Origin of the sequence: Amycolatopsis sp. NPDC024027 (genome assembly GCF_040638975.1) — a bacterium.
Classification (GTDB): Bacteria; Actinomycetota; Actinomycetes; order Mycobacteriales; family Pseudonocardiaceae; genus Amycolatopsis.
The window spans coordinates 85,608-105,061 of sequence record NZ_JBEZYY010000024.1 but is presented as its reverse complement, the minus strand read 5'-3'; the positions used below and the strand labels follow the sequence as shown (position 1 = coordinate 105,061).

17 protein-coding genes are annotated in these 19,454 nt (G+C 73.6%); 12 read left to right on the top strand and 5 right to left on the bottom strand.

Annotated elements, in window-relative coordinates:
* The first annotated feature begins 158 nt into the window (after window positions 1-158).
* From AB0F52_RS41615 to AB0F52_RS41605, 3 genes are all read left to right on the top strand, one after another.
* The gene (locus tag AB0F52_RS41615) at window positions 159-1,544 is read left to right on the top strand and encodes a serine/threonine-protein kinase (RefSeq protein ID WP_360183199.1); all 1,386 of its coding nucleotides are present in this window, start codon (window positions 159-161) and stop codon (window positions 1,542-1,544) included.
* Window positions 1,545-1,669: 125 nt separating this feature from the next.
* The gene (locus tag AB0F52_RS41610) at window positions 1,670-2,770 is read left to right on the top strand and encodes a LacI family DNA-binding transcriptional regulator (protein ID WP_360183197.1); all 1,101 of its coding nucleotides are present in this window, start codon (window positions 1,670-1,672) and stop codon (window positions 2,768-2,770) included.
* 93 nt (window positions 2,771-2,863) lie between these two features.
* Window positions 2,864-3,721, top strand: a complete 858-nt coding sequence (locus AB0F52_RS41605) for a protein kinase (RefSeq protein WP_360183195.1) — start codon at window positions 2,864-2,866, stop codon at window positions 3,719-3,721.
* 56 nt (window positions 3,722-3,777) lie between these two features.
* On the opposite strand, the gene AB0F52_RS41600 is transcribed toward AB0F52_RS41605, so the two are convergent.
* Both AB0F52_RS41600 and AB0F52_RS41595 read right to left on the bottom strand, forming a co-directional pair.
* The gene (locus AB0F52_RS41600; protein ID WP_360183193.1) at window positions 3,778-4,908 is read right to left on the bottom strand and encodes a substrate-binding domain-containing protein; all 1,131 of its coding nucleotides are present in this window, start codon (window positions 4,906-4,908) and stop codon (window positions 3,778-3,780) included.
* On the bottom strand, window positions 4,908-6,722 hold the full coding sequence (locus AB0F52_RS41595; RefSeq protein WP_360183191.1) for a heparinase II/III family protein: 1,815 nt from the start codon (window positions 6,720-6,722) through the stop codon (window positions 4,908-4,910). Before AB0F52_RS41595 ends, AB0F52_RS41600 begins: the two co-directional genes overlap by 1 nt.
* Before the next feature lie 106 nt (window positions 6,723-6,828).
* Between AB0F52_RS41595 and AB0F52_RS41590 the strand changes: the two genes are divergently transcribed.
* The 5 genes from AB0F52_RS41590 to AB0F52_RS41570 all read left to right on the top strand — a co-directional run bounded on the left by AB0F52_RS41590 (window position 6,829) and on the right by AB0F52_RS41570 (window position 13,025).
* Window positions 6,829-8,145, top strand: a complete 1,317-nt coding sequence (locus AB0F52_RS41590) for a sugar ABC transporter substrate-binding protein (protein ID WP_360183189.1) — start codon at window positions 6,829-6,831, stop codon at window positions 8,143-8,145.
* A complete protein-coding gene (locus AB0F52_RS41585) occupies window positions 8,145-9,077 on the top strand; it encodes a sugar ABC transporter permease (protein ID WP_360183187.1) in 933 nt (310 codons plus the stop codon). Before AB0F52_RS41590 ends, AB0F52_RS41585 begins: the two co-directional genes overlap by 1 nt.
* Before the next feature lie 104 nt (window positions 9,078-9,181).
* Window positions 9,182-9,991, top strand: a complete 810-nt coding sequence (locus tag AB0F52_RS41580; RefSeq protein ID WP_360183185.1) for a carbohydrate ABC transporter permease — start codon at window positions 9,182-9,184, stop codon at window positions 9,989-9,991.
* Window positions 9,988-11,001, top strand: coding sequence for a hydroxyacid dehydrogenase (locus AB0F52_RS41575; RefSeq protein ID WP_360183183.1), 1,014 nt, complete (start codon window positions 9,988-9,990; stop codon window positions 10,999-11,001). The genes AB0F52_RS41580 and AB0F52_RS41575 overlap by 4 nt, the downstream gene beginning before the upstream one ends.
* Window positions 10,998-13,025 (top strand): DUF2264 domain-containing protein, encoded by a 2,028-nt coding sequence (locus AB0F52_RS41570; protein ID WP_360183181.1) that lies wholly within the window; start codon window positions 10,998-11,000, stop codon window positions 13,023-13,025. Before AB0F52_RS41575 ends, AB0F52_RS41570 begins: the two co-directional genes overlap by 4 nt.
* On the opposite strand, the gene AB0F52_RS41565 is transcribed toward AB0F52_RS41570, so the two are convergent.
* Together AB0F52_RS41565 and sigJ are read right to left on the bottom strand one after the other, a co-directional pair.
* The gene (locus tag AB0F52_RS41565; RefSeq protein ID WP_360183179.1) at window positions 13,011-14,195 is read right to left on the bottom strand and encodes an FAD-dependent oxidoreductase; all 1,185 of its coding nucleotides are present in this window, start codon (window positions 14,193-14,195) and stop codon (window positions 13,011-13,013) included. The two genes, AB0F52_RS41570 and AB0F52_RS41565, sit on opposite strands and share 15 nt — an antisense overlap.
* An 82-nt stretch (window positions 14,196-14,277) precedes the next feature.
* Window positions 14,278-15,222 carry an RNA polymerase sigma factor SigJ gene (gene sigJ, locus AB0F52_RS41560; RefSeq protein WP_360183177.1) on the bottom strand — a complete coding sequence of 315 codons (945 nt, stop codon included), beginning with the start codon at window positions 15,220-15,222 and terminating at the stop codon, window positions 14,278-14,280.
* 48 nt (window positions 15,223-15,270) lie between these two features.
* Between sigJ and AB0F52_RS41555 the strand changes: the two genes are divergently transcribed.
* Window positions 15,271-16,911 (top strand): glycoside hydrolase family 13 protein, encoded by a 1,641-nt coding sequence (locus tag AB0F52_RS41555; protein ID WP_360183175.1) that lies wholly within the window; start codon window positions 15,271-15,273, stop codon window positions 16,909-16,911.
* An 8-nt stretch (window positions 16,912-16,919) separates the two neighbouring features.
* Here AB0F52_RS41555 and AB0F52_RS41550 read toward each other — a convergent pair whose 3' ends face one another.
* Entirely contained in the window at window positions 16,920-17,210 is a 291-nt protein-coding gene (locus tag AB0F52_RS41550) for a winged helix-turn-helix domain-containing protein (RefSeq protein WP_360183173.1), read from the bottom strand.
* Window positions 17,211-17,394: 184 nt separating this feature from the next.
* Between AB0F52_RS41550 and AB0F52_RS41545 the strand changes: the two genes are divergently transcribed.
* From AB0F52_RS41545 to AB0F52_RS41535, 3 genes are all read left to right on the top strand, one after another.
* Window positions 17,395-18,318, top strand: a complete 924-nt coding sequence (locus tag AB0F52_RS41545) for a TerC family protein (protein WP_360183171.1) — start codon at window positions 17,395-17,397, stop codon at window positions 18,316-18,318.
* A gap of 2 nt (window positions 18,319-18,320) precedes the next feature.
* Window positions 18,321-18,692, top strand: coding sequence for a bacteriophage spanin2 family protein (locus AB0F52_RS41540; RefSeq protein WP_360183169.1), 372 nt, complete (start codon window positions 18,321-18,323; stop codon window positions 18,690-18,692).
* 134 nt (window positions 18,693-18,826) lie between these two features.
* Window positions 18,827-19,444 carry a DedA family protein gene (locus tag AB0F52_RS41535; RefSeq protein WP_360183167.1) on the top strand — a complete coding sequence of 206 codons (618 nt, stop codon included), beginning with the start codon at window positions 18,827-18,829 and terminating at the stop codon, window positions 19,442-19,444.
* Window positions 19,445-19,454 lie beyond the last annotated feature (10 nt).

Below are 19,454 nucleotides of genomic sequence, written 5' to 3'. Positions count from 1 at the left end.
GACCGTTATCGTTCCGTCACAACCGAATTGCCGATTCTTCCGTAGTGGCTGTTTCCGGCATCCGGAACGAATACGTCGAACGCATTTCGTACCCCCACCCAGGTGAGTGAATTGGTCCGACGAGCCGAACTGCGCGCCGGAACCGGCCGTGTTCCCCGATGACGGAAACGACGGAGGGGAGCGTGCCCGTGCACGAAGGGGCAGTGATCGCCGGCCGGTACCGCGTGCTGGGCCGGGCGGGTCACGGCGCGATGGGGACCGTGTGGCGGGCGAAGGACGAGCGGCTCGACCGGCTGGTCGCGATCAAGCAGCTCTTCCCCGACTCCCCCGCCGACCCGGCGGCCGCCGAGCGCACGCGCGACCGGACGATCCGGGAGGCCCGGGTCACCGCCCGGCTGCGCCACCCGCACGCGGTCGTCGTGTACGACGTCGTCGAGCAGGGGTCCGCGGCCTACATCACGATGGAGTACCTGCCGGCCCGCACGCTGACCGAGCTGCTCGAGGAGCACGGCCCGCTGGTGCCGGAGCACGTGGCCGAACTGGGCGCCCAGCTCGCCTCGGCGCTGGCCGCGGCGCACGCGGAAGGCGTGGTGCACCGCGACATCAGCCCCAACAACGTCCTGGTCACCACCGACGGCGCGGCGAAGATCACCGACTTCGGGGTGGCCCACGCGCGCGGCGAAGGCACTGCCACCGGCCGCGGGCTGGTCGTCGGCACGCCGGCCTACCTCGCCCCGGAAGTCGCCGACGGCGACGAACCCGGCTTCCCGTCCGACGTCTACTCGCTCGGCGCGACGCTCTACACCGCGCTCGAAGGGCGGCCGCCGTTCGGCACCGACGAAAACCAGCTGGCCCTGCTCAAACGCGTCGGTGCCGGCACCGTCACCCCGCCCGTCACCAGCGGTCCGGTCACCGACGCCGTCCTCCGGCTGCTCCACCGGGATCCGGCCGCCCGCCCCACGATGGCCGGGGCGGCGCGGCTGCTGACCCGGGCCACCGCGCCCGGGGTGGCCCCGGTGGCGGCCCCGGCGGACCGCGTTCCCGCGCCGGCGCGCCGGCGCCGCTCCCGGCTGGCCTTCGCCGGGACGGCGCTGGCGTTGACAGCGGCCGCCGTGGTGGCGGCGACGACGTCGATCCCGCCCGGCCGGGAGCCCGCGAGCGCGGCGGCCCAGCTCGCTTCGGCGCCGTCCACGACCCCGTCGGCGACGCCGACGGCGTCCCGGGACCCGGGACCCGCCGGCTGCGCCGCGCGCTACCAGGTGGTGAAGTCGTGGGACGGCGGCTTCCAGGGGCTGGTGACCGTCCGCAACAGCGGGCGGGCCGAAGTCAGCGGGTGGACGGTCAGCTGGCCGGCCCCCGCCGGGACGAGCATCGACGACCTCTGGAACGGCAGGCTCGTGCGGACCGGCGCCACCGCGGCGATCGCGAACGCCGAGTGGAATGCGGTGCTGAAGCCGGGCGAATCGACCACCTTCGGCTTCATCGCCCTGGCCCGCGGCGGCAACCGCGGGATGCCGGTGACCGACTGCCGTCCTGGGGAATGAATCGGCGTCGAGCCGTTTTCGATCATCCGACGAAGGTGGCTTGACCAGCCGCGTTGACCGGCATTAAGGTCGACATCCACCCCTTCTTGTTAGCGCTAACTTCCGGCCGGACAACGGATCGGACAATGGGTCTCGAGAAAGTCCTCACCAAGATGACGAATTTCCGCGACGTGGCGGACGAGCCGTCGGGCGGCGGCCGCGGCGCGGTGACGATCACCGACGTGGCGAACGCGGCCGGTGTCTCGGCGAGCACGGTGTCCTACGTGATCACCGGGAAGCGGACGATCTCGCCGGCCACCCGGCGCCGGGTCGAGGAAACCATCCGCACCCTCGGCTACCGGCGCCGCGGCGGCTCGCCGTCCCCCCGCGCCGGCGTCCTCGCGGTGGCGGTGCCGCCGCTTGGCGACCGGCAGCTGGGCATGGAGATGGAGTTCTTCTCCGCGGCCGCGGGCGCGGCCCGCGAACTCGGCTACGACCTGCTCCTGGTCACCGACGACGACGGCACTTCGGGCCTGCACCGGGTGACGTCGGCCGCACTGGCCGACGCGGTGATCGTGCTGGACGCCGGCGACGACGACCCGCGCGTGCCCGTCCTGCTGGCCTCCGGCCGCCCCGCGGTGCTGGTCGGTGCGCCGGGGCAGTACCGCGGGCTGGCTTCGGTGACGCTCGACTTCGCGCCGGCCGGCCGGGCCTGCCTCACCCACCTCGCCGACCTGGGTCACCGGTCGGTCGCCCACCTCGAGCCGTCGGCCACCCTGCCCGGCCACCGGCTCCGGTACCTGAAGGGCTTCGCGGAAAGCTTCCAGGCCGCCGCCGCAGAGCGCGGCGTGAAAGCGGTTTCCCGGCCCTGCGCGCCGGCCGCCGAAGACGTCGCCCGCTGCCTGGGCGAACTGCTCGCCGACGGCGGCCCGACCGCGCTGGTCGTGCACGACGAAGCCGCCCTCCCCCTGGTCATGGGCACCCTGCGGCAGCGCGGGCGGCAGGTCCCGGGTGACGTCTCCGTCGTCGCGGTCTGCTCGGGCACCGCGGCCGGGCAGCAGCGGATCCGGCCCGCCGCGGTGGTGCTCCCGGCGGCCGAACTGGGGGCACTGGCCGTCCGGCGGGCCGTGCGCCAGCTCGACGGCGGACCGGCCGAGCCCGGCACCGTGTTCCCCGCGTTCGTCACCGGGGAAAGCACCGCCGCCGCCCCCGCCGTCCGGGAAGGGCTGACGTTGTCCGGGGGGTGAGAATTCCCGGAAATCGGCGTCCGAACCGAACCAGTTTCCGGTTGCGGCCGTATTTCCTTTCGAGGGGTCGTCGACGTCGACAGGGGATTACGGGTGGCAGCGAAAAAGCGGGCGCTGGCCGGGCGGTACCGGATGCTCGAACCGGCCGGCGGCCATCCCGGCGCCACGGCGTGGCGAGCCAAGGACGAATTGCTGGACCGGTTCGTCGTCGTCGAACAGCTGCCGCCCGGGTGCCCGTTCGACGCGGCCCATTCCGACCGCGTCCGGGCCAAGGCGATCCGCGACGCGCGCGCGGCCGTCCGGCTGCACCACCCGCACGTCGTCGTCGTGCACGACGTCTTCGAGCACGACCTGACGCCGTACGTGGTGACGGAGGATCTGGCGGCCGGCACCCTCGCGGACCTGGTCGAGCGGCGCGGGAGCTTCCGGCCGGACCGCGTCGCGGCACTCGGCGCACAGCTGGCGTCGGCACTGGCGGCCGCGCACGCCGAGGGCATCCTCCACCGCGGCTTCGGCCCGGACAAGGTGCTCCTCACCGCGGACGGGACGGCCAAGATCGCCGGCTTCGGCCTGGGCACCGGCGGTTTCCCCGCTCCGGAAGTGGCCACCGGTTCGAGCGCGGGAGGCCCCGCGGACGTCTATTCCCTGGGCGCCACGCTGTATTTCGCGCTCGAAGGGCGGGTGCCCGGCACCGCCGTCCCGCCGCGGGCGCGCGGACCGGTCCTCGATGCCGTGCTGGACCTCGTGCGCCCGGAGCCGGGGGCCCGGCCGTCGATGGCCGAAGCCGGCCGGACGCTGACCGACCTCGCCGTTTCCCGTCTCCCGGCCCCGGTTCCCGAGCGGAGAGCTCGGCCCCGGGCCCGCGTCCTGGTGACGGGCACGGTGCTCGTGGTCGCCCTCGGCACGGCGGTGACGACGCACGCGGCCCTCCGCCGCCTCACGGCTTCCTGACGCCGCCGGGAGCCAGGAAGAAACGCGGGCGAATTCGACGGTTTCACCCGCCACCCTCATTGCGGTCCGGATTCCCCGGTGGATTCCGAACCGGATTCCGGCGCGCTCCCGCACGATTCGCGCACCACGAGCGTCGGCCAGAGCTGCAGCCGGTGCACGGGCCGCCCGGTCGTGTCGGCGAGCCGGGCCAGCGCGAGCTCGGCGGCCACCGCGCCGAGCCGGTGCTTCTGCGGGCACACCGCGGTCAGCGGCGGGTCGGAGGCCGCCGCGACCTCGTCGTCGTAGGAGACCACCGCCAGTTCGCCGGGCACCGCGATGCCGCCGTCGCGCGCCCGTTCGATCAGGCCGATGGCCTCCCGGTCGGCGTGCACGAGCAGCGCCCGGACGCCGGCCCGGAGGCAGCGGTCCAGCAGTGCGTCGTACTCCCGCGTCCAGCCCGGGGCGCCGTAGGCCGGGACGTCGAGGTCCAGCGCCGTGGCCGCGTCCAGGCCCAGGGAGCCGATCGTCTCCCGCCAGCCGGTGCGCACCGCCGGGCTGTGCGGGCTGGACCGCGAGGTGACCAGCCCGACCCCGCGGTGGCCGAGGGAAACCAGGTGCCGGACGGCCAGGCCCGCGCCGAGCGCGTGCGCCGTGGTGGCCGCGTCCAGCGCCAGCGTCGGCAGCTCCGGCGGCGGCAGGCGTTCGACGAGCACCACCGGGACGCTCAGCGAACCCAGCCAGCGCAGCAGGTCCAGCGCGCCGCGCCCGCTGGTGGCCGGGGCGACCAGCAGGGTCTGCACGCCGCGTTCGAGGAGCTTGGTGATCTGACGGCGGTCCTCGGCTGCGTCGTAGCTCGACGCCCGCAGGACGAGCCGGCCGCCGGTGGCGGCCACCGCGGACTGCGCACCCTGGACCACCGTCGGCCAGTAGTACTCGACCGACGGCGCGACCATGCCGACCAGCGCGCCGTGTGCGGCCGGGCCGAACGCCGAAGCCGCGCGCCCCGGCTCGTGGTGGCCGCCGCGGGGCCGGGTCAGCGTGACCCCGCCGTGCACCCGCGTCAGCAGGCCGCGGTCGGCCAGCTCGGTGACGTCCCGCCGCACGGTGACCGCGGTGACGCCCAGCCGCTCCACGAGCTCGGCGAGCCGGACCGCGCCGTGCTCGCGGACCACCGAAAGGATCAGCTGGTGCCGTTCGGAGGCGAGCATCACCGGACGTGCTCCAGCCGGACCCGCGCCGGGCCCTCGCCCACCAGGAGGGTGAGCCGGCTCAGCTGCTCGCCCCAGGAGGCCCGCAGCAGGGGATCGTCCAGCGGCCGCCGCTCGAGTTCCGCGGTGGTGTGCCGGGCGTCCCAGCTCAGCCGCAGCACCCGCCGGCCACCGAGGGACGCGAACGCTTCGCCCTCCCCCAGTTCGACGTCGCCCGCGAGGACGTGCCGCAGCCGGACCGGCCGGACGGACTCGTCGTCCGTCACCTCGACGTACGCGGGCGTGGCGCGGACCAGCCGCACCGACCGGGTCCAGCGCGGCACACCCGGGTAGGCCCCGGCGAGGTCCGCGGACAGCGTGGCGGCGGACGCAGTGAGCTCGACCCGGACGTCCCGCGCCGCGCGGTCCTCCCCCGGTTCCTGCGTGACGCCCGGCTCGGGGACGTTGTGCCACTCACTGCGCAGCGCCCAAGCCCGGTAGCGGTCCGGCCCGAAGCTGGCCGCGGTGTAGGTCGGCTGGCCGGCGTCGGCCACCACCGGCACCCCGTCCACCGCCACCCAGTAGGACCCGACGTCGAGGTGGTTGTGCCGCTCGCCGTTGTGGCCGGCCTTGGCCGCCACGGTCAGCCCGCGCGGCGTGCCCGCCGTCTCCCGGGCCACGAGCACCTGCACCCGCGGCAGCCACTCTTCGCGGGCCAGCCAGCTCGCGCCGGGCTCCGCGGTCACCGCCTTCCGCCAGTCCGGGTCGGCCAGGCCGGCCAGGGCGCGGCCCAGCCCGGCCGACGGCCAGACGAGCCGTCCGCTCGCGCGCGCCCGGCTCACCGCGTGCGCCCGGACCTCGTCGTCGCCGAGCCGCTCACCCCACCGGTGCAGGACGTGCCACGGCTGGGCCGGCGACAGGCGGGCCGGGGCGTCCCCGGCGTTGACGTACGCATCGCCGCCCAGGTGCATGCGGTGCGGAAAGCGGATCAGCGGAGCCAGCACGGGCAGCTCGCCCGCGTCGACGCCGGTCGCGCCGGCCAGCAGGTCGAGGCACTCCAGCAGGCGGCAGGCGCCGTGCCACCAGTAGGCGACGCCTTCGTCGATGCCGCCGTCGTCGGGCAGCACGGCGACGTAGTGGTCGAGGCCCTCGACCACCAGCCGCACCAGCCGCAGGCGCCGCTCTTCGTCGTCGACGAGCAGCAGCGCGGCGGTGAGGACGGCGCTGTGGATCCACGGGTTCCAGTTGTGCGCGTCGCCGTCGAGGCCGAGCCAGTGCCAGTCGCGGACGCGCTCGAACGGCGTCAGGACGCGGAGTTCGACTTCCCGCCGCAACCGCTTGCGCAGGCCGGGGGCCCGGCCGTCGAAGCGCGGGCCGAGGACGTGATCGGCCCAGGCGAACAGGGCCGCGACTTCGGCCGCGCCCAGGTCGAGGAAGGGGTCGTCGGGATCGGCGAGCACCTCGCCCCGGGCGGCCGCGTGCCGGTCGTGGGGCGCCCAGCACCACGTGGTCGCCTCGGCCAGCGCGACCAGCCCGTCGATCGCGCCGTCGAGGAACGCCGTCTCCTCCGGGGGCGCCAGCACGGCGGCCAGCACCAGCGTGGTGACGCGTTCGCGAAGCTCGCGGGCGGCGTCTTCGTAGTCGGTCCGGACGCCGTCGCGGAACGTCCGGGCCCACGCCGTGGCGGTCAGCACCGGCGCCGGCCGCGCGAGCAGGGCGCGGGCCTCGGCGAGCAGCTCGGTCCCGTCGGCCGCGTCCCAGACCGCCCGGTCGCGGACGTCCGGGAAGGCGGGCCGCACCACCGGACGGCCTTCGAAGACCGCGCGCAGGACCACAGTGTCCCCTTCGCTTCTGATCGTTTGTGATCGGTTTTGACCTGAATTGTTGACTCGCACTATGACACAGCCCGACAGTGACAGCCATCACTTCGACGGAGGAGCAATGACGCTTCGGGAATCGGCGGCCCTGAGCCGCCGGACGTTCCTCTCGGCCACGGCCGCCCTCGCGGCCGGCGGGCTGGTCGGCGGCTGCGCGTCGTCGACGACCACGGCCTCCGGGGCCACCCGCGTGAGCATCTGGTCCTGGCTCACCGGCATGGACAAGTACGTCGCCGCGTTCAACGCCGCCCATCCGGACATCTCGGTGGAGCTCAACGTGATCGCATCCGGCCTCAAGGGCGGCTACGCCCAGCAGACCAACGCGTTGCGCGCCCACAACGCCCCGGACATCCTGCACGCCGAGTACCAGGGCCTGCCGCAGCTGCTCACCACCGGCGGCCTGCGGGACCTCACCGGCGACCTGGCGGACCTGGAGCGCGGCTACTCCCCCGCGGCCTGGCAGGGCGTCCGGCCCGGCGGCCGCACCTGGGCGGTGCCGATGGACCTCGCCCCGATGGTGCTCTACTACCGCAAGGACCTGTTCGACCGGCACGGGATCGCGGTGCCGCGCACGTGGGACGAATTCCGCACCGCCGCGCAGGCGGTGAAGAAGGCCGACCCGGCGGCGCGCGTGACGACGTTCCCGCTCAACGACGGCTCCTTCTTCGCCGGGATGTGCTGGCAGGCGGGCGATCCGTGGTGGCGCGTCGACGGCGGCTCGTGGCGGGTGGACATCGACGGCGCCGGCACCCTGCGCACCGCCGACTACTGGCAGGGCATGATCCGCGACGGCCTGGTGGCCACGGCCCCGACGGGCGACCAGGACTGGATCGGGGCGATGCACACCGGCCGGCTGTGGGGCCTGCTCGGCGCGTCCTGGAGCGTCGGCACGCTGGTGAAGTCCATCCCGCAGGACAAGAACCGGTGGGCGGTCACCACGATGCCGACCTGGGACGGCGTCCCGGCCAACGGCGTGCAGGGCGGCAGCGCGTTCGCCGTCTCCGCCGAAAGCAAGGTGCCCGAGGCGGCGGTGAAGTTCCTGCGCTGGCTGAGCACCGACCCGGCCGTCGCGAAGATCGGCACGACGTTCACCACGCCCTTCCCCGGTTACCTGCCGAGCCGGGACGTCGCCCGGAAGGCGTACAAGGGCGGGTACTTCCTCGGTGCCCCGGTGTACGACGTGCTCGACGAAGCCGCCCGGCGCGTCCCGGACTGGACGTGGGGCCCCAACGCCCTGCGCATCTTCTCCACCGTCGTCGACCGCATGAGCGGGGTGAAGACGGGCGGGACGACCCTGGCCGCCGCCGTCCGGCAAACGCAGGCGGACGCCGTCGCCGCGCTGCGGGAGCGGGGATTGACCGTGCTGGAAGGGAAAGCCTGATGACCGTCCTCACCCCCGAACGCGCCGCGAGCGTCCCGGCGCCCGCCCGCCCCGGCGCCACCGCGCAGGGCCGCCGTGGCCGCGGCCGCGCCGGCCTCGTGCTGGCGGCCCCGTTCGCGATCCTGCTGACGGCCACCGTGCTCGTCCCGATCGGGTACGCGCTCTACTTGAGCCTGTTCACCGATCGCCTGTCCGGCTTGGGTTTCTCCGGTCCGACGCAGGCGTTCGTGGCACTCGGCAACTACGCCGACGTGCTCACCGACAGCGCGTTCCACGCGAGCCTCGGCAACGTGGCGCTGTTCGTCGTGGTCCACATCCCGATCATGCTCGGCCTGGCCCTCCTGCTCGCCCTGCTCATCGACTCCGCCGTCGTGCGGCTCAAGCGCGTGTGGTCACTGGCGGTCTTCCTGCCCTACGCGGTGCCGACCGTGATCACCGGGCTCATCTGGGCCTACCTCTACAGCCCGAACTCGGGGCTGACCGCGCTCCTGCCGTTCGACCCGCTGGGCAAGACCGGCATCCTGCCCTCGATCGTGAACATCGCGACCTGGCAGTGGGTCGGCTACAACATGATCATCTTCTACACGGCACTGCAGGCCGTCCCCCGTGACGTCCTCGAAGCCGCGCGCGCCGACGGCGCCGGGGGCTTCCGGACGGCGTGGTCGGTCAAGGTCCCGATGATCCGGCCGACGATGTTCGTCGCCCTCGTGTTCACCGTCATCGGGTCCCTGCAGCTGTTCACCGAACCCCTGGTGCTGCGCGGGTTCACCGGCTCGGTGACGAGCACCTGGTCCCCGAGCCTCTACGTGTACGAGGCCGCGTTCATCGCCAACGACTACGGCCGCGCCGCCGCCGCGTCCGTGCTGCTGGCGCTGGTTTCCGCTCTGCTCTCGGCGCTGGTCATGCGCCTGTCCAACCGGAGGTCCCGGTGACCCTGTCCCCTGCCGCTGCGACATCCGGGGCTTCGCCCCGGGCCGGGGGCTCCGCCACCCGGAACCCCCGGACAGCAGGTTCGCGATGGACGTCACGCACGGTCGTGCACGTCCTGCTGGTGCTGGCCGCGCTGTACGCGGTCCTGCCGCTGATCTGGCTGGTCACCTCGGCCACCAAGTCCGTCGGCGACTTCTCCACGACCGGCGCGTTCGAGTTCGGGCAGTTCAACCTCGGCGCCAACCTCAGCGCGCTGTTCACCCAGGAGAACGGCGTCTTCCTCGCCTGGATCCGCAACTCCCTGCTCTACGCGGGCCTCGGCGCGGTGCTCGGCTCGCTGATCTGCGCCGCCTGCGGGTACGCGATCGCGAAGCTCGATTTCCCGGGCCGCCGCGCGCTGTTCGCGGTGACGCTGACCGGGGTTCTCGTGCCGACCACCGCGTTGGCCCTGCCGCTGTACCTGCTGGCCTCGCAGCTGGAGATCGTCGGCACGTTCTGGGCGGTGTTCATCCCGTTGCTCACCAACCCCTTCGGCGTCTACCTCGCCCGCGTCTACGCCGAAGCCGCGGTGCCCGGCGAGGTGCTCGAAGCCGCCCGGACCGACGGCGCGGGCGAGCTGCGGACGTTCTTCACCATCGCGCTGCCGATGATGCGGCCCGGCCTGGTCACCATCTTCCTGTTCCAGTTCGTGGGGATCTGGAACAACTTCTTCCTCCCGCTGGTGATGCTCACCGACCCGAAGCTGTTCCCGATGAGCCTCGGCCTGTACCAGTGGAGCACGCGCGTCACCCAGTTCCCGCAGTACAACCCGCTCGTCATCACCGGCTCGCTGCTGGCCGTGCTGCCGCTGGTCGTCGCGTTCGTCCTGCTGCACCGGCAATGGCGGTCCGGGCTGGCGGCGGGCAGCGTCAAGTGACCCGGCGTCCGGAGACCCTGCTGGTGATGGCGCGGGACACGAGAGAACTGCAGTTCGGCGCCGCGGAACTGGCCCGGCTGCGCGCCACCGCCCGGCTGGGCGAGCCGCTGTGCACCGACGAGCTCGCCTCGGCGCCGGTGCGCGCGCGGCTGGCCGAGGTGGAGGTGCTGATCACGTCGTGGGGCTGTCCCCCGCTCGACGACGCGGTCCTGCGGGCCGCGCCGAACCTGCGGGCGGTGCTGCACGCCGCCGGCAGCGTCCGCGACCACGTCGGCGCGGCCGTCTTCGACCGGGGCCTGCTGGTCACCACGGCCGCCGACGCCAACGCCGAGCCGGTCGCCCAATACACCCTGGGCGCGATCCTGTGGGCGTTCAAGAAGGTGCCGTTCCTGGCCGCCGACGCCCGGAAGTTCCGCGAGGACTGGAGCTACCGCGAACAGCGCGGCGAACTGTCCGGCCGCGACCGGACGGTGGTGCTGGTCGGCTTCTCCCGCGTCGGCCGCCGGGTCGCCGCGCTGCTGCGGCTGCTGGACCTGGCCCGGGTGCTCGTCGTCGACCCGGTGGCCGACGCGAACGAGATCCGGGCGGCCGGGGCCGAGCCCGCGACCCTGGCGGAAGCCCTGCCGCAGGCCGACGTGCTGAGCCTGCACGCGCCGTCGCTGCCGGAGACGCGGCACATGATCGGCGCCGCCGAGCTGGCCGCGCTACCGTCCGGCGCCGTGCTGATCAACACCGCGCGCGGCGCGCTCGTCGACACCGCGGCCCTCGAACACGCCTGCGCCACCGCCGGCCTGCACGCCGTCCTCGACGTCACCGAGCCCGAGCCGCTGCCCGCCGGCTCCCCGCTCTACGACCTGCCCAACGTGGTGCTGACCCCGCACGTGGCGGGCTCGCTGGGCTCGGAGACCCGCCGGATGAGCGCCGAGGCGCTCGGCGAGCTGGAGCGCTACGCCGCGGGCCTGCCGCCCCGGGCCCCGGTGACCCGGCATTCCCTGGCCGTGCAGGCATGACCGCCGTCGAAGACCGGCGGCTCTCGCCGTACACCGGCTGGACGCGCGGGCACTGGGCGGCGTACGCGGACCGGCTGCTCGCGGCGGCCGGGAAGTACCGTTCCCCGGCGGGCGCCCGGATCGACCTGCCGGGCCCGGCCAGCCGCAACGGCCGCGTCTCGGACGGCCTGGAAGGGTTCGCCCGGACGTTCCTGATCGCCGGCTTCCGCGTCGCCGGGGAGGGCGGCGCGGACCCGGGCGGCTTTCTCGAGCACTACGCGCGCGGGCTGGCCGCCGGCACCGATCCGGCGTCACCCGAGGCCTGGCCGCGGCCCGACGAACTCGGTCAGTCCAAAGTGGAGGCCGCGTCGATCGCGCTGGTGCTGCAGCTGACCCGGCCGTGGCTGTGGAACCGCCTGGAAGACGCCGTCCGGGAGCGGGTCGTCGCCTGGCTCGCCACGGTGATCGGGCAGCCCTACCCGCCGATCAACTGGGTGTGGTTCCGGATCGTCGTGGAGTCGTTCCTGCGCGAGGCGGGCGGGCCGTGGTCGGCGGCGGACGTCGAAGAGGACCTCGCCGTGCACGCGTCGCTGCGGCGGCCGGGTGGCTGGCTCAGCGACGGCGACGAGCGCGCCTACGACCACTACACGGGCTGGGCCCTGCACCTGTACCCGCTGCTGTGGACGCACCTGTTCGACGTCACCGGCACCCTCTGCCCCGGCTCGCTGCGGCACCAGTGGGGCGCGGACCTCCGCGACTACCTCGACGACGCCGTGCGGCTGGTCGGCAGCGACGGCTCGCCGCTGCTGCAGGGCCGCAGCCTGGTCTACCGCTTCGCGGCCGCGGCGCCGTTCTGGGTCGGCGCCCTCACCGGGACCACCGGGCTGTCCCCGGGCCTGACCCGGCGGGTGGCCGGCGGCATGGTGCGGCACTTCGCCGGCCGGGGCGCGCCCGGCGGCCTGCTGGATCTCGGCTGGCACCACGCCTGGCCCGCGATGCGCCAGGCCTACTCCGGGCCCGGTTCACCGTACTGGGCGGCCAAGGGCCTGCTGGGGCTGGCCCTGCCCGCCCACCATCCCGTGTGGACGGACGTCGAGGAGCCGCTGCCGATCGAGACCGGGGACGTCGCCCGCGTCGTCCCCGCGCCGGGCTGGCTGGTTTCGGGACGGCGTCGCGACGGCATCGCGCTGGTGGTCAACCACGGCACGGACCACGCGCGCCCGGGCGACCCGCGCGCCGACTCGCCGCTCTACGCCCGGCTCGGCTATTCGACGGCGACGTTCCCGCCGGCTTCGGTTCCCGAGGTTCCCGACAACGCGGTGTACGTGCTCGACGCGGACGGCCGGGCGAGCCACCGGGCGGGGTTTTCGACTTGCTACGCCACCGAACTGCCGGGTGGCGTGCTGGCGGCGGCGTCCCAAGGGCGGGTCCGCTGGGTCGACACGGCCGGCGACGACTCCCCCGACCACGGCTCCGGCCGCAGCGGTCCGGTGGTGCCGGGCCCGGTGCTGACGGTGGCTTCCGTGGTGCGGCGGGGCGTGGAGGTGCGGCTCGCGCGCCTCGACGACCCGGTCCGTTCGCGCCCGGATGCGGTGAATGACTCATTCCTGGCGTCTGACGCCAGGAATGAGTCATTCACTGCGCTGCGGCTGAGCGGATGGCCGGTGTCGGCCGAGACCCGGCCGGTGACCCGGGCCGGTGCCGAGCCGGGAGCCCGGTGCGGCCCGGAGGTCACCGCCACCGCCGAAACCCCCGAGCTTCGCTCGACGCTGCGAAACCTGCGCGGCTTCACCACGGCGGACGTGGCGGTCGAGGCCGGTGCCTCGCCGTTGGGTGAGTGGACCGCGCTCCCGTTCGTCGCCACCGACGGGCCGCCGGAGCCGGGAGCCGTGTTCGCCGCGGTCGTCGTCCTGGACCGCGGCGGCCCGGAGGACGCCGACCCGTCCCTGGCGATCGCCGCGGACGGCCAGGGCGGCCACCACGTCACGCTGAGCTGGCCCGACGGCGTCACCGCCGAAGTTCCCCTGCCCTCAGTGCCGTCCTGAAAGCGTGGCGAGCGGTTCTCCGGCCGGGACGGTGTGCCGGCGGCGAACCGGAGCCATCGAGGTCGGGTGCGAGACGCTCCAGGCCGCGCTCTTGCAGATGATTTCCTTGAGGCGCGCGGCCATCCGGCCGGTGACGGCGGACGGTTTCGGCCGGTCGTCCGGGGTCACCCACTGCACGACCGCGTCGCGGCGGCCGAGGCTGATGCACTGGGCGGTGTAGCCGATCTTGTTCTCCGGGAGCGGGCGGCCGGTCAGCCGGGCGGCGATGGCGTCGGCCGCCAGGTAGGCCGAGGGAACGCCCGAGGCGCACGACATCCGCAGCGGATCGCCGCTCGCGCCCGGGGCGAGCGCGGCGTCGCCGACGGCGTAGACGCCCGCGTGCGAGACCGACCGCATCGTCTCGTCGACCACGATCCGCCCGGTCGCGGAGACCGCCAGCGTGGTGGCCGCGGCGAGGGGGTGCACGGCGAACCCGGCCGTCCAGACGGTCACCCGGGCCGGGATCGTGCGGCCGTCGGCGGTGACCGCCGCGGCCGCCTCGACCTGCGCGATGGCCGTGTTCTCGTGCACGGTGACGCCGAGCCGGCCGAACGTCTCTCGCAGGTGGTTGCGGGCCTTCTCGCTCAGCCAGTCACCGAGGCCGCCGCGGGTGGCGAGGGCGACCTCGAGATCCGGGCGCGCTTCGGCGATTTCGGTGACGGCTTCGATGCCGGTGAGGCCACCGCCGACGACGAGCACGGTCCCGCCCGCGGGGAGCTCGGCCAGCCGCGCCCGCAACCGCAGCGCGGACTGCTTGCCGGCGAGGTGGTGGGCGTGCTCGGCGACGCCGGGAACACCGCTGCCGGCGGCCGTGCTGCCGAGGGCGTAGACGAGCGTGTCGTAAGCCAGCTCGTCGCCGTCAGCGAGGGCGACCGTCCGGCGATCCGCGTCGACGGCGGTGACCTGCGCGATCCGCACCTGCACACCCGTGCCCGCGAAGACGCCGGTCAGCGGGCGGGGCTTCAGGTCCTGGCCGGTCGCCAGCTGGTGCATGCGGACGCGCTCGACGAACTCGGGGTCGGCGTTGACGAGGGTGATTTCGGTGTCGGCGGGGTGCAGCCGCTTGGCGAGGCGACCGGCCGCGTTGGCTCCGGCGTACCCGGCCCCGAGGACGATGATGCGGTGCTTCATGGTCTTGCTCCTGTCCGGTCGGTGTGTGCTCCCTGAACCGGGCAGGGCCGCGAAACCTGACAGGAGTTCGACGTGACCTGGGTCACCAGTCGCCGGCGAGGGGCTCCCCGTGCTCGGAAGCGTCCCACCGGCGCGTCGCGCGGGCCAGCTTGGCCGGGTTGGCCTGCGCGTGCACGGCCGCGATGCCGTCGGCCGTCACGTCCAGCGCGAAGACGCCGGCGACCCGGTCGCCGACCACCATGACCAGCGCCGGCACGCCGTTGGCGACCGCGGCGTACAGAGCGGGGCGGCCGCCGACCATCTCCCACTTGGCCTCGCCCGGTGTGAACAGCGTGCGCAGGAACCGCGCCACCCGCAGGGCACCGGTGATCGGCCGCGGCACCGAGAAGACCACGCCGCCGCCGTCGCCGATGCTGGTCGCGTCGTCGGTCAGCAGCTTCACGAGTGAGTCCGTCCGGCCGCTGAGGGCCGCGGCGAGGAACTCCTCGACGATCTTGCGGGCGGCGGCCGCGTCGACCTCGACCCGGCGCCGGTCGGCGGCCAGGTGCTGCTTGGCCCGCCGGTGGATCTGCTGGCAGTTCGCCTCGGTGAGGTCGAGCACCCCGGCGATTTCGCCGTGCGAGTACCCGAACGCCTCCCGCAGGACGTACACGACGCGTTCCCTGGCCGTCAGCCGCTCCATGAGCGTGAGCATCGCGATGGAGACCGATTCCCGCTGTTCGACGGTGTCGGACGGACCGAGCATCCGGTCCCCGGCGAAGACGGGCTCCGGAAGCCATTGGCCGACGTAGGTTTCCCGCCGGGCCCGCGCCGACGTGAGCCGGTTGAGGCAGAGGTTGGTGAGCACCTTCGTCAGCCACGCCTCGGGCGTCTCGATGAGCTCCCGGTCCGCGGACTGCCAGCGCAGGTACGTGTCCTGCACCGCGTCCTCGGCGTCGCCGGCCGACCCCAGCAGGCGGTAGGCGATCGCCTCCAGCCTCGCCCTGGCCGCCTCGAACACCGCGACCTCGTGCGTCCCCACCGACATGAACCCAGTCAACCACCCGTGCCGGGGCACGCGTGCGAAGATCCCGAGGTGCCTTCGACTTCCTCCCGCCCGCGTTCGTTCTGGGACGACGCGGTGGTCTACCAGCTCTACGTCCGGTCCTTCGCCGACAGCGACGGTGACGGCGTCGGTGACCTCGAAGGGGTGATCCGGCGGCTCGGCCACATCGCCGGGCTCGGCGCGGACGCGATCTGGCTGAACCCCTGCTACCCCTCGCCGCAGGCGGACCACGGCTACGACATCGCCGACTACCACGGCGTCAACCCCGAGTACGGCAGCCTCGAGACGTTCGACCGCCTGGTCGCCGAGGCGCACGGCCGCGGCCTGCGGATCCTGATGGACCTCGTCCCCAACCACTGCTCCGAGCGCCACCCCTGGTTCACCGCGGCGCTGGCCGCCGGCCCGGGCTCCCCCGAGCGCGGGCGGTTCGTCTTCCGCGACGGCCGGGGTGACGAGCCGCCGAACAACTGGCAGTCGGTCTTCGGCGGGCCCGCGTGGACCCGGGTCACCGAACCCGACGGCACGCCCGGGCAGTGGTACCTGCACCTGTTCACCCGCGAGCAGCCGGACTTCGACTGGCGCAACCCGGAAGTCCTGGCCTACTTCGACGACGTCCTGCGCTTCTGGTTCGACCGCGGCGTGGACGGTTTCCGCATCGATGTCTGCCACGGCCTGATCAAGGACGCCGCCCTGCGCGACTGGGACCCGGCCGACGACGGCTACAACGCCTACAGCTGGAACCGGCCGGAGGTGCACGAGATCTTCCGGCGCTGGCACGCGCTCGCCGCCGGTTACGGCCGCGAGCGCGACCTGCTGCTGGTCGGGGAGGTCTGGGTCCCGGACCCGGCCGACCTGGACCGGTACCTGCGCCCGGACGAGCTGCACCAGGCGTTCTCGTTCGACCTGCTCGTCCAGCCGTGGGAGGCGCGCGCCCTGCGCGGGGCCATCGAGCGCGCCACGGCCCGCACGGCGGTGCACGGCGCCCCGGCGGCGTGGACGCTGGCCAACCACGACGTCCACCGGGCGGTCACGCGCTACGGCATCGTCCGCCCCGAGCCCGCCCCGGCGAGCAACGACGCCTTCGCGGCCCTGATGCGCCCCCGCGGCGAAGTCGACGCGGAACTCGGCGAGCGCCGGGCCCGGGCGGCGCTGCTCCTGGTGCTGGCCCTCCCCGGCTCGGTTTTCCTGTACCAGGGCGAAGAACTCGGCTTGCCGGAAGTCCAGGACCTCCCCGACGAAGCCCGTCAAGACCCGGTGTTCCACCGCACCGGCGGCGCGGAGAAGGGCCGTGACGGCTGCCGGGTCCCGCTGCCGTGGGCCGCGGACGCCCCGGCGTTCGGGTTCGGCACGGGGGTGCCGTGGTTGCCGCAGCCGCCGTGGTTCGCCCGGTACGCCGTGGACGTGCAGGAGAAGGACGACACCTCGACGCTGCAGCTGTACCGCCGCGCCGTCCGGGCCCGGCGGGAATTCCGGCTGGGCGAACCGGGTCCGGTGGAGTGGCTGGACACCGGCGACGACGCGGTCTCGGCGTTCCGGCGCGGGAAGCTGGTGTGCGTGGTCAACACGGGCAGCACGCCGTTCACCGCACCGGAGGGCTGGGGCGAAGTCGTGCTCGGCAGCGACGGATCCGGTCGCGTGGCGGGCGATTCCGCGGTCTGGCTGGTGTCCTGAGGGGTGTGTTACGCCGGGGCCGCGGGTTCGTCGCCGAGCGCCGCGACCAGGTCGGCCACCCGGTGGTGCGCCTCCAGCGGGTGGCGCAGCCGGCCTTCCGGGTGAATCTTGTAGTGGTTGCGCCGGCCGACGCGCTCGCGCTCGAGGTAGCCCTCCGCGATCAGGTCCGCGAGGATCAGCTGCACCCCGCGTTCGGTGATGCCCACCCGCTCGGCGATCTCGTGCAGCGTCCGATCGGGATTCGCGGCCACGCACAGCAGGACGTGCGCGTGGTTGCTGAGGAACGTCCACGAAGCCATATCGGCCACAGTAGACGTCCGAACTTGACAGACGAAGTGCAGTTCGTCATTCTGGAGTAGCGGAGGGGAGTACCCGCCCGGTCCGGCATCGTCAATCCGGCTGCCCCAGAGCAGCCCGGTGCCGGCGTCACCGTCAGGTGACCGGGGAGACCTCCGGTTCGTGATCGAACCGGAGGAGTGTCTCGTGACCGTCCCGATCTGGGCCTGGGCCGCCGTGCTCGGCGTCATCCTGGCCATGCTCGCCGTCGACCTGCTCGCCCACCGGCGCGCGCACGCCGTCGGCGTCCGGGAAGCCCTCGCGTGGTCCGCCGTGTGGGTGGCGCTCGGGCTCGCCTTCGGCGCCGTGATCTGGTGGGCCTGGGGCGCGGAGTTCGCGGGCCAGTACTTCGCCGGCTACGTCATCGAGAAGTCCCTGGCCGTCGACAACGTCTTCGTCTTCGCGATCATCTTCGGCTACTTCGCGGTCCCCCGCGAATACCAGCACCGCATCCTCTTCTACGGCGTCCTCGGCGCGCTGGTGTTCCGGGCGGTGTTCATCGCCGCGGGCTCGGTCCTGATCGCGAGCTTCGCGTGGATCCTGTACGTCTTCGGCGCTTTCCTGGTCCTCACCGGGATCCGGATGGCGCTGCACCGGGACGAGACCGTCGACTACGAGAACAACGCCGTGCTGCGGGTGTTCCGCCGGATCGTCCCGGCCACGGACCGGATGCACGGCAAGAAGTTCCTGGTGCGCGAGGCCGGCCGCTGGGTGGCCACGCCGCTGCTCACCGTCCTGGTGCTGATCGAGGTCACCGACATCGTCTTCGCGGTCGACTCGATCCCCGCGATCTTCGCGGTCACCCAGGAGCCGTTCCTCGTGTTCACGTCGAACGCGTTCGCGATCCTGGGCCTGCGGGCGATGTACTTCCTGCTCGCCGACCTCATGCACCGGTTCGTCTACCTCAAGATCGGCCTGGCCGCGGTGCTGGTCTGGGTCGGCGTGAAGATGCTGCTGCTGGACGTCTGGAAGATCCCGACGGCGCTCTCGCTGGGCGTGGTCGGCCTGATCCTCGCGACCGCGGTCGGCGCCAGCCTGATCCGCACCTCGGCTCTCTCCCGAAAGGAATGACCATGCGCCTGACCACGACGCTCCTCGCCGGAGGCCTCCTGCTGACCCTCACCGGCTGCGGGGTGGCCGAGACGGCGGGGCAGGTGAGCGACGCCGCCTCGACGGCCGCGGTCTGCACGGACGCGGTCCGGATCGCCACGGCCGACCCGGACCTGACGAACCCCCAGGCGGCGGCCGACCGCGCCCACGCGGCGGCGGACGAGCTGACGGGCCTGGCCTCGAAAGCCGCGAACACGACGGCGGCCGACGCGATCAACGGCCTGGCGACGACGATGCGCGAGACGACGGTCGACGACCTGGTGAAGACACCGGCGGACTGGGTGCAGAAGAAGGCCGACCAGGTGGCGGCGCTGACCAAGGCCTGCACCGGCTGACCCCGGGCCCGGGCGCGGCCCCGCACCGAACGTCGCGAATGACTCATTCGGGACCTCAGACGTCCCGAATGAGTCATTCGCGGCAGCGGGGGCCGTCGCCGTGCCCGACGTTCGCACCCGTCCCGGAAGGACTCATGACCGAACTCACCGGGGTGGCCGGCTGGGCCGTGGGGCTCATGGAGTCCCTCGGCGGGCCCGGCGCGGCCCTCGTCGTCGGGCTCGACAACCTCTTCCCGCCGCTGCCCAGCGAACTCGTCCTGCCGCTCGCCGGGTTCGCCGCCGGGCGGGGCAGCTTCAGCCTCGGCGGCGCCCTCTTCTGGACCACCCTCGGGTCCGTGGCCGGTGCCGTGGTCGTCTACCTCGCGGGCGCGCTGCTGGGGCACGACCGGATGCGCCGGCTGGCCGGGCGGATTCCGCTGCTCGGGACGGCCGACTTCGATCGCACCGCGGCCTGGTTCGCCCGGCACGGCGGCAAGGCCGTCTTCTTCGGCCGGATGGTCCCGGTCTTCCGGAGCCTCGTCTCCGTTCCCGCGGGAGTCGAACGGATGCCGTTCGGGCGGTTCCTCCTCTTCACCACGGCGGGCAGCCTGATCTGGAACACCGCCTTCGTCGTCGCGGGCTTCCTCCTCGGCGAGAACTGGCCGCTGGTCGAGCGGTATGCCGGGTTCTTCCAGTACGCCGTCCTGGCGGCCGGCACCGTCGCGATCGGACTGTTCGTGGTCCGCCGGGTCAAGGCGCGCAAGGGCGTTTAAGGTTCCGCCC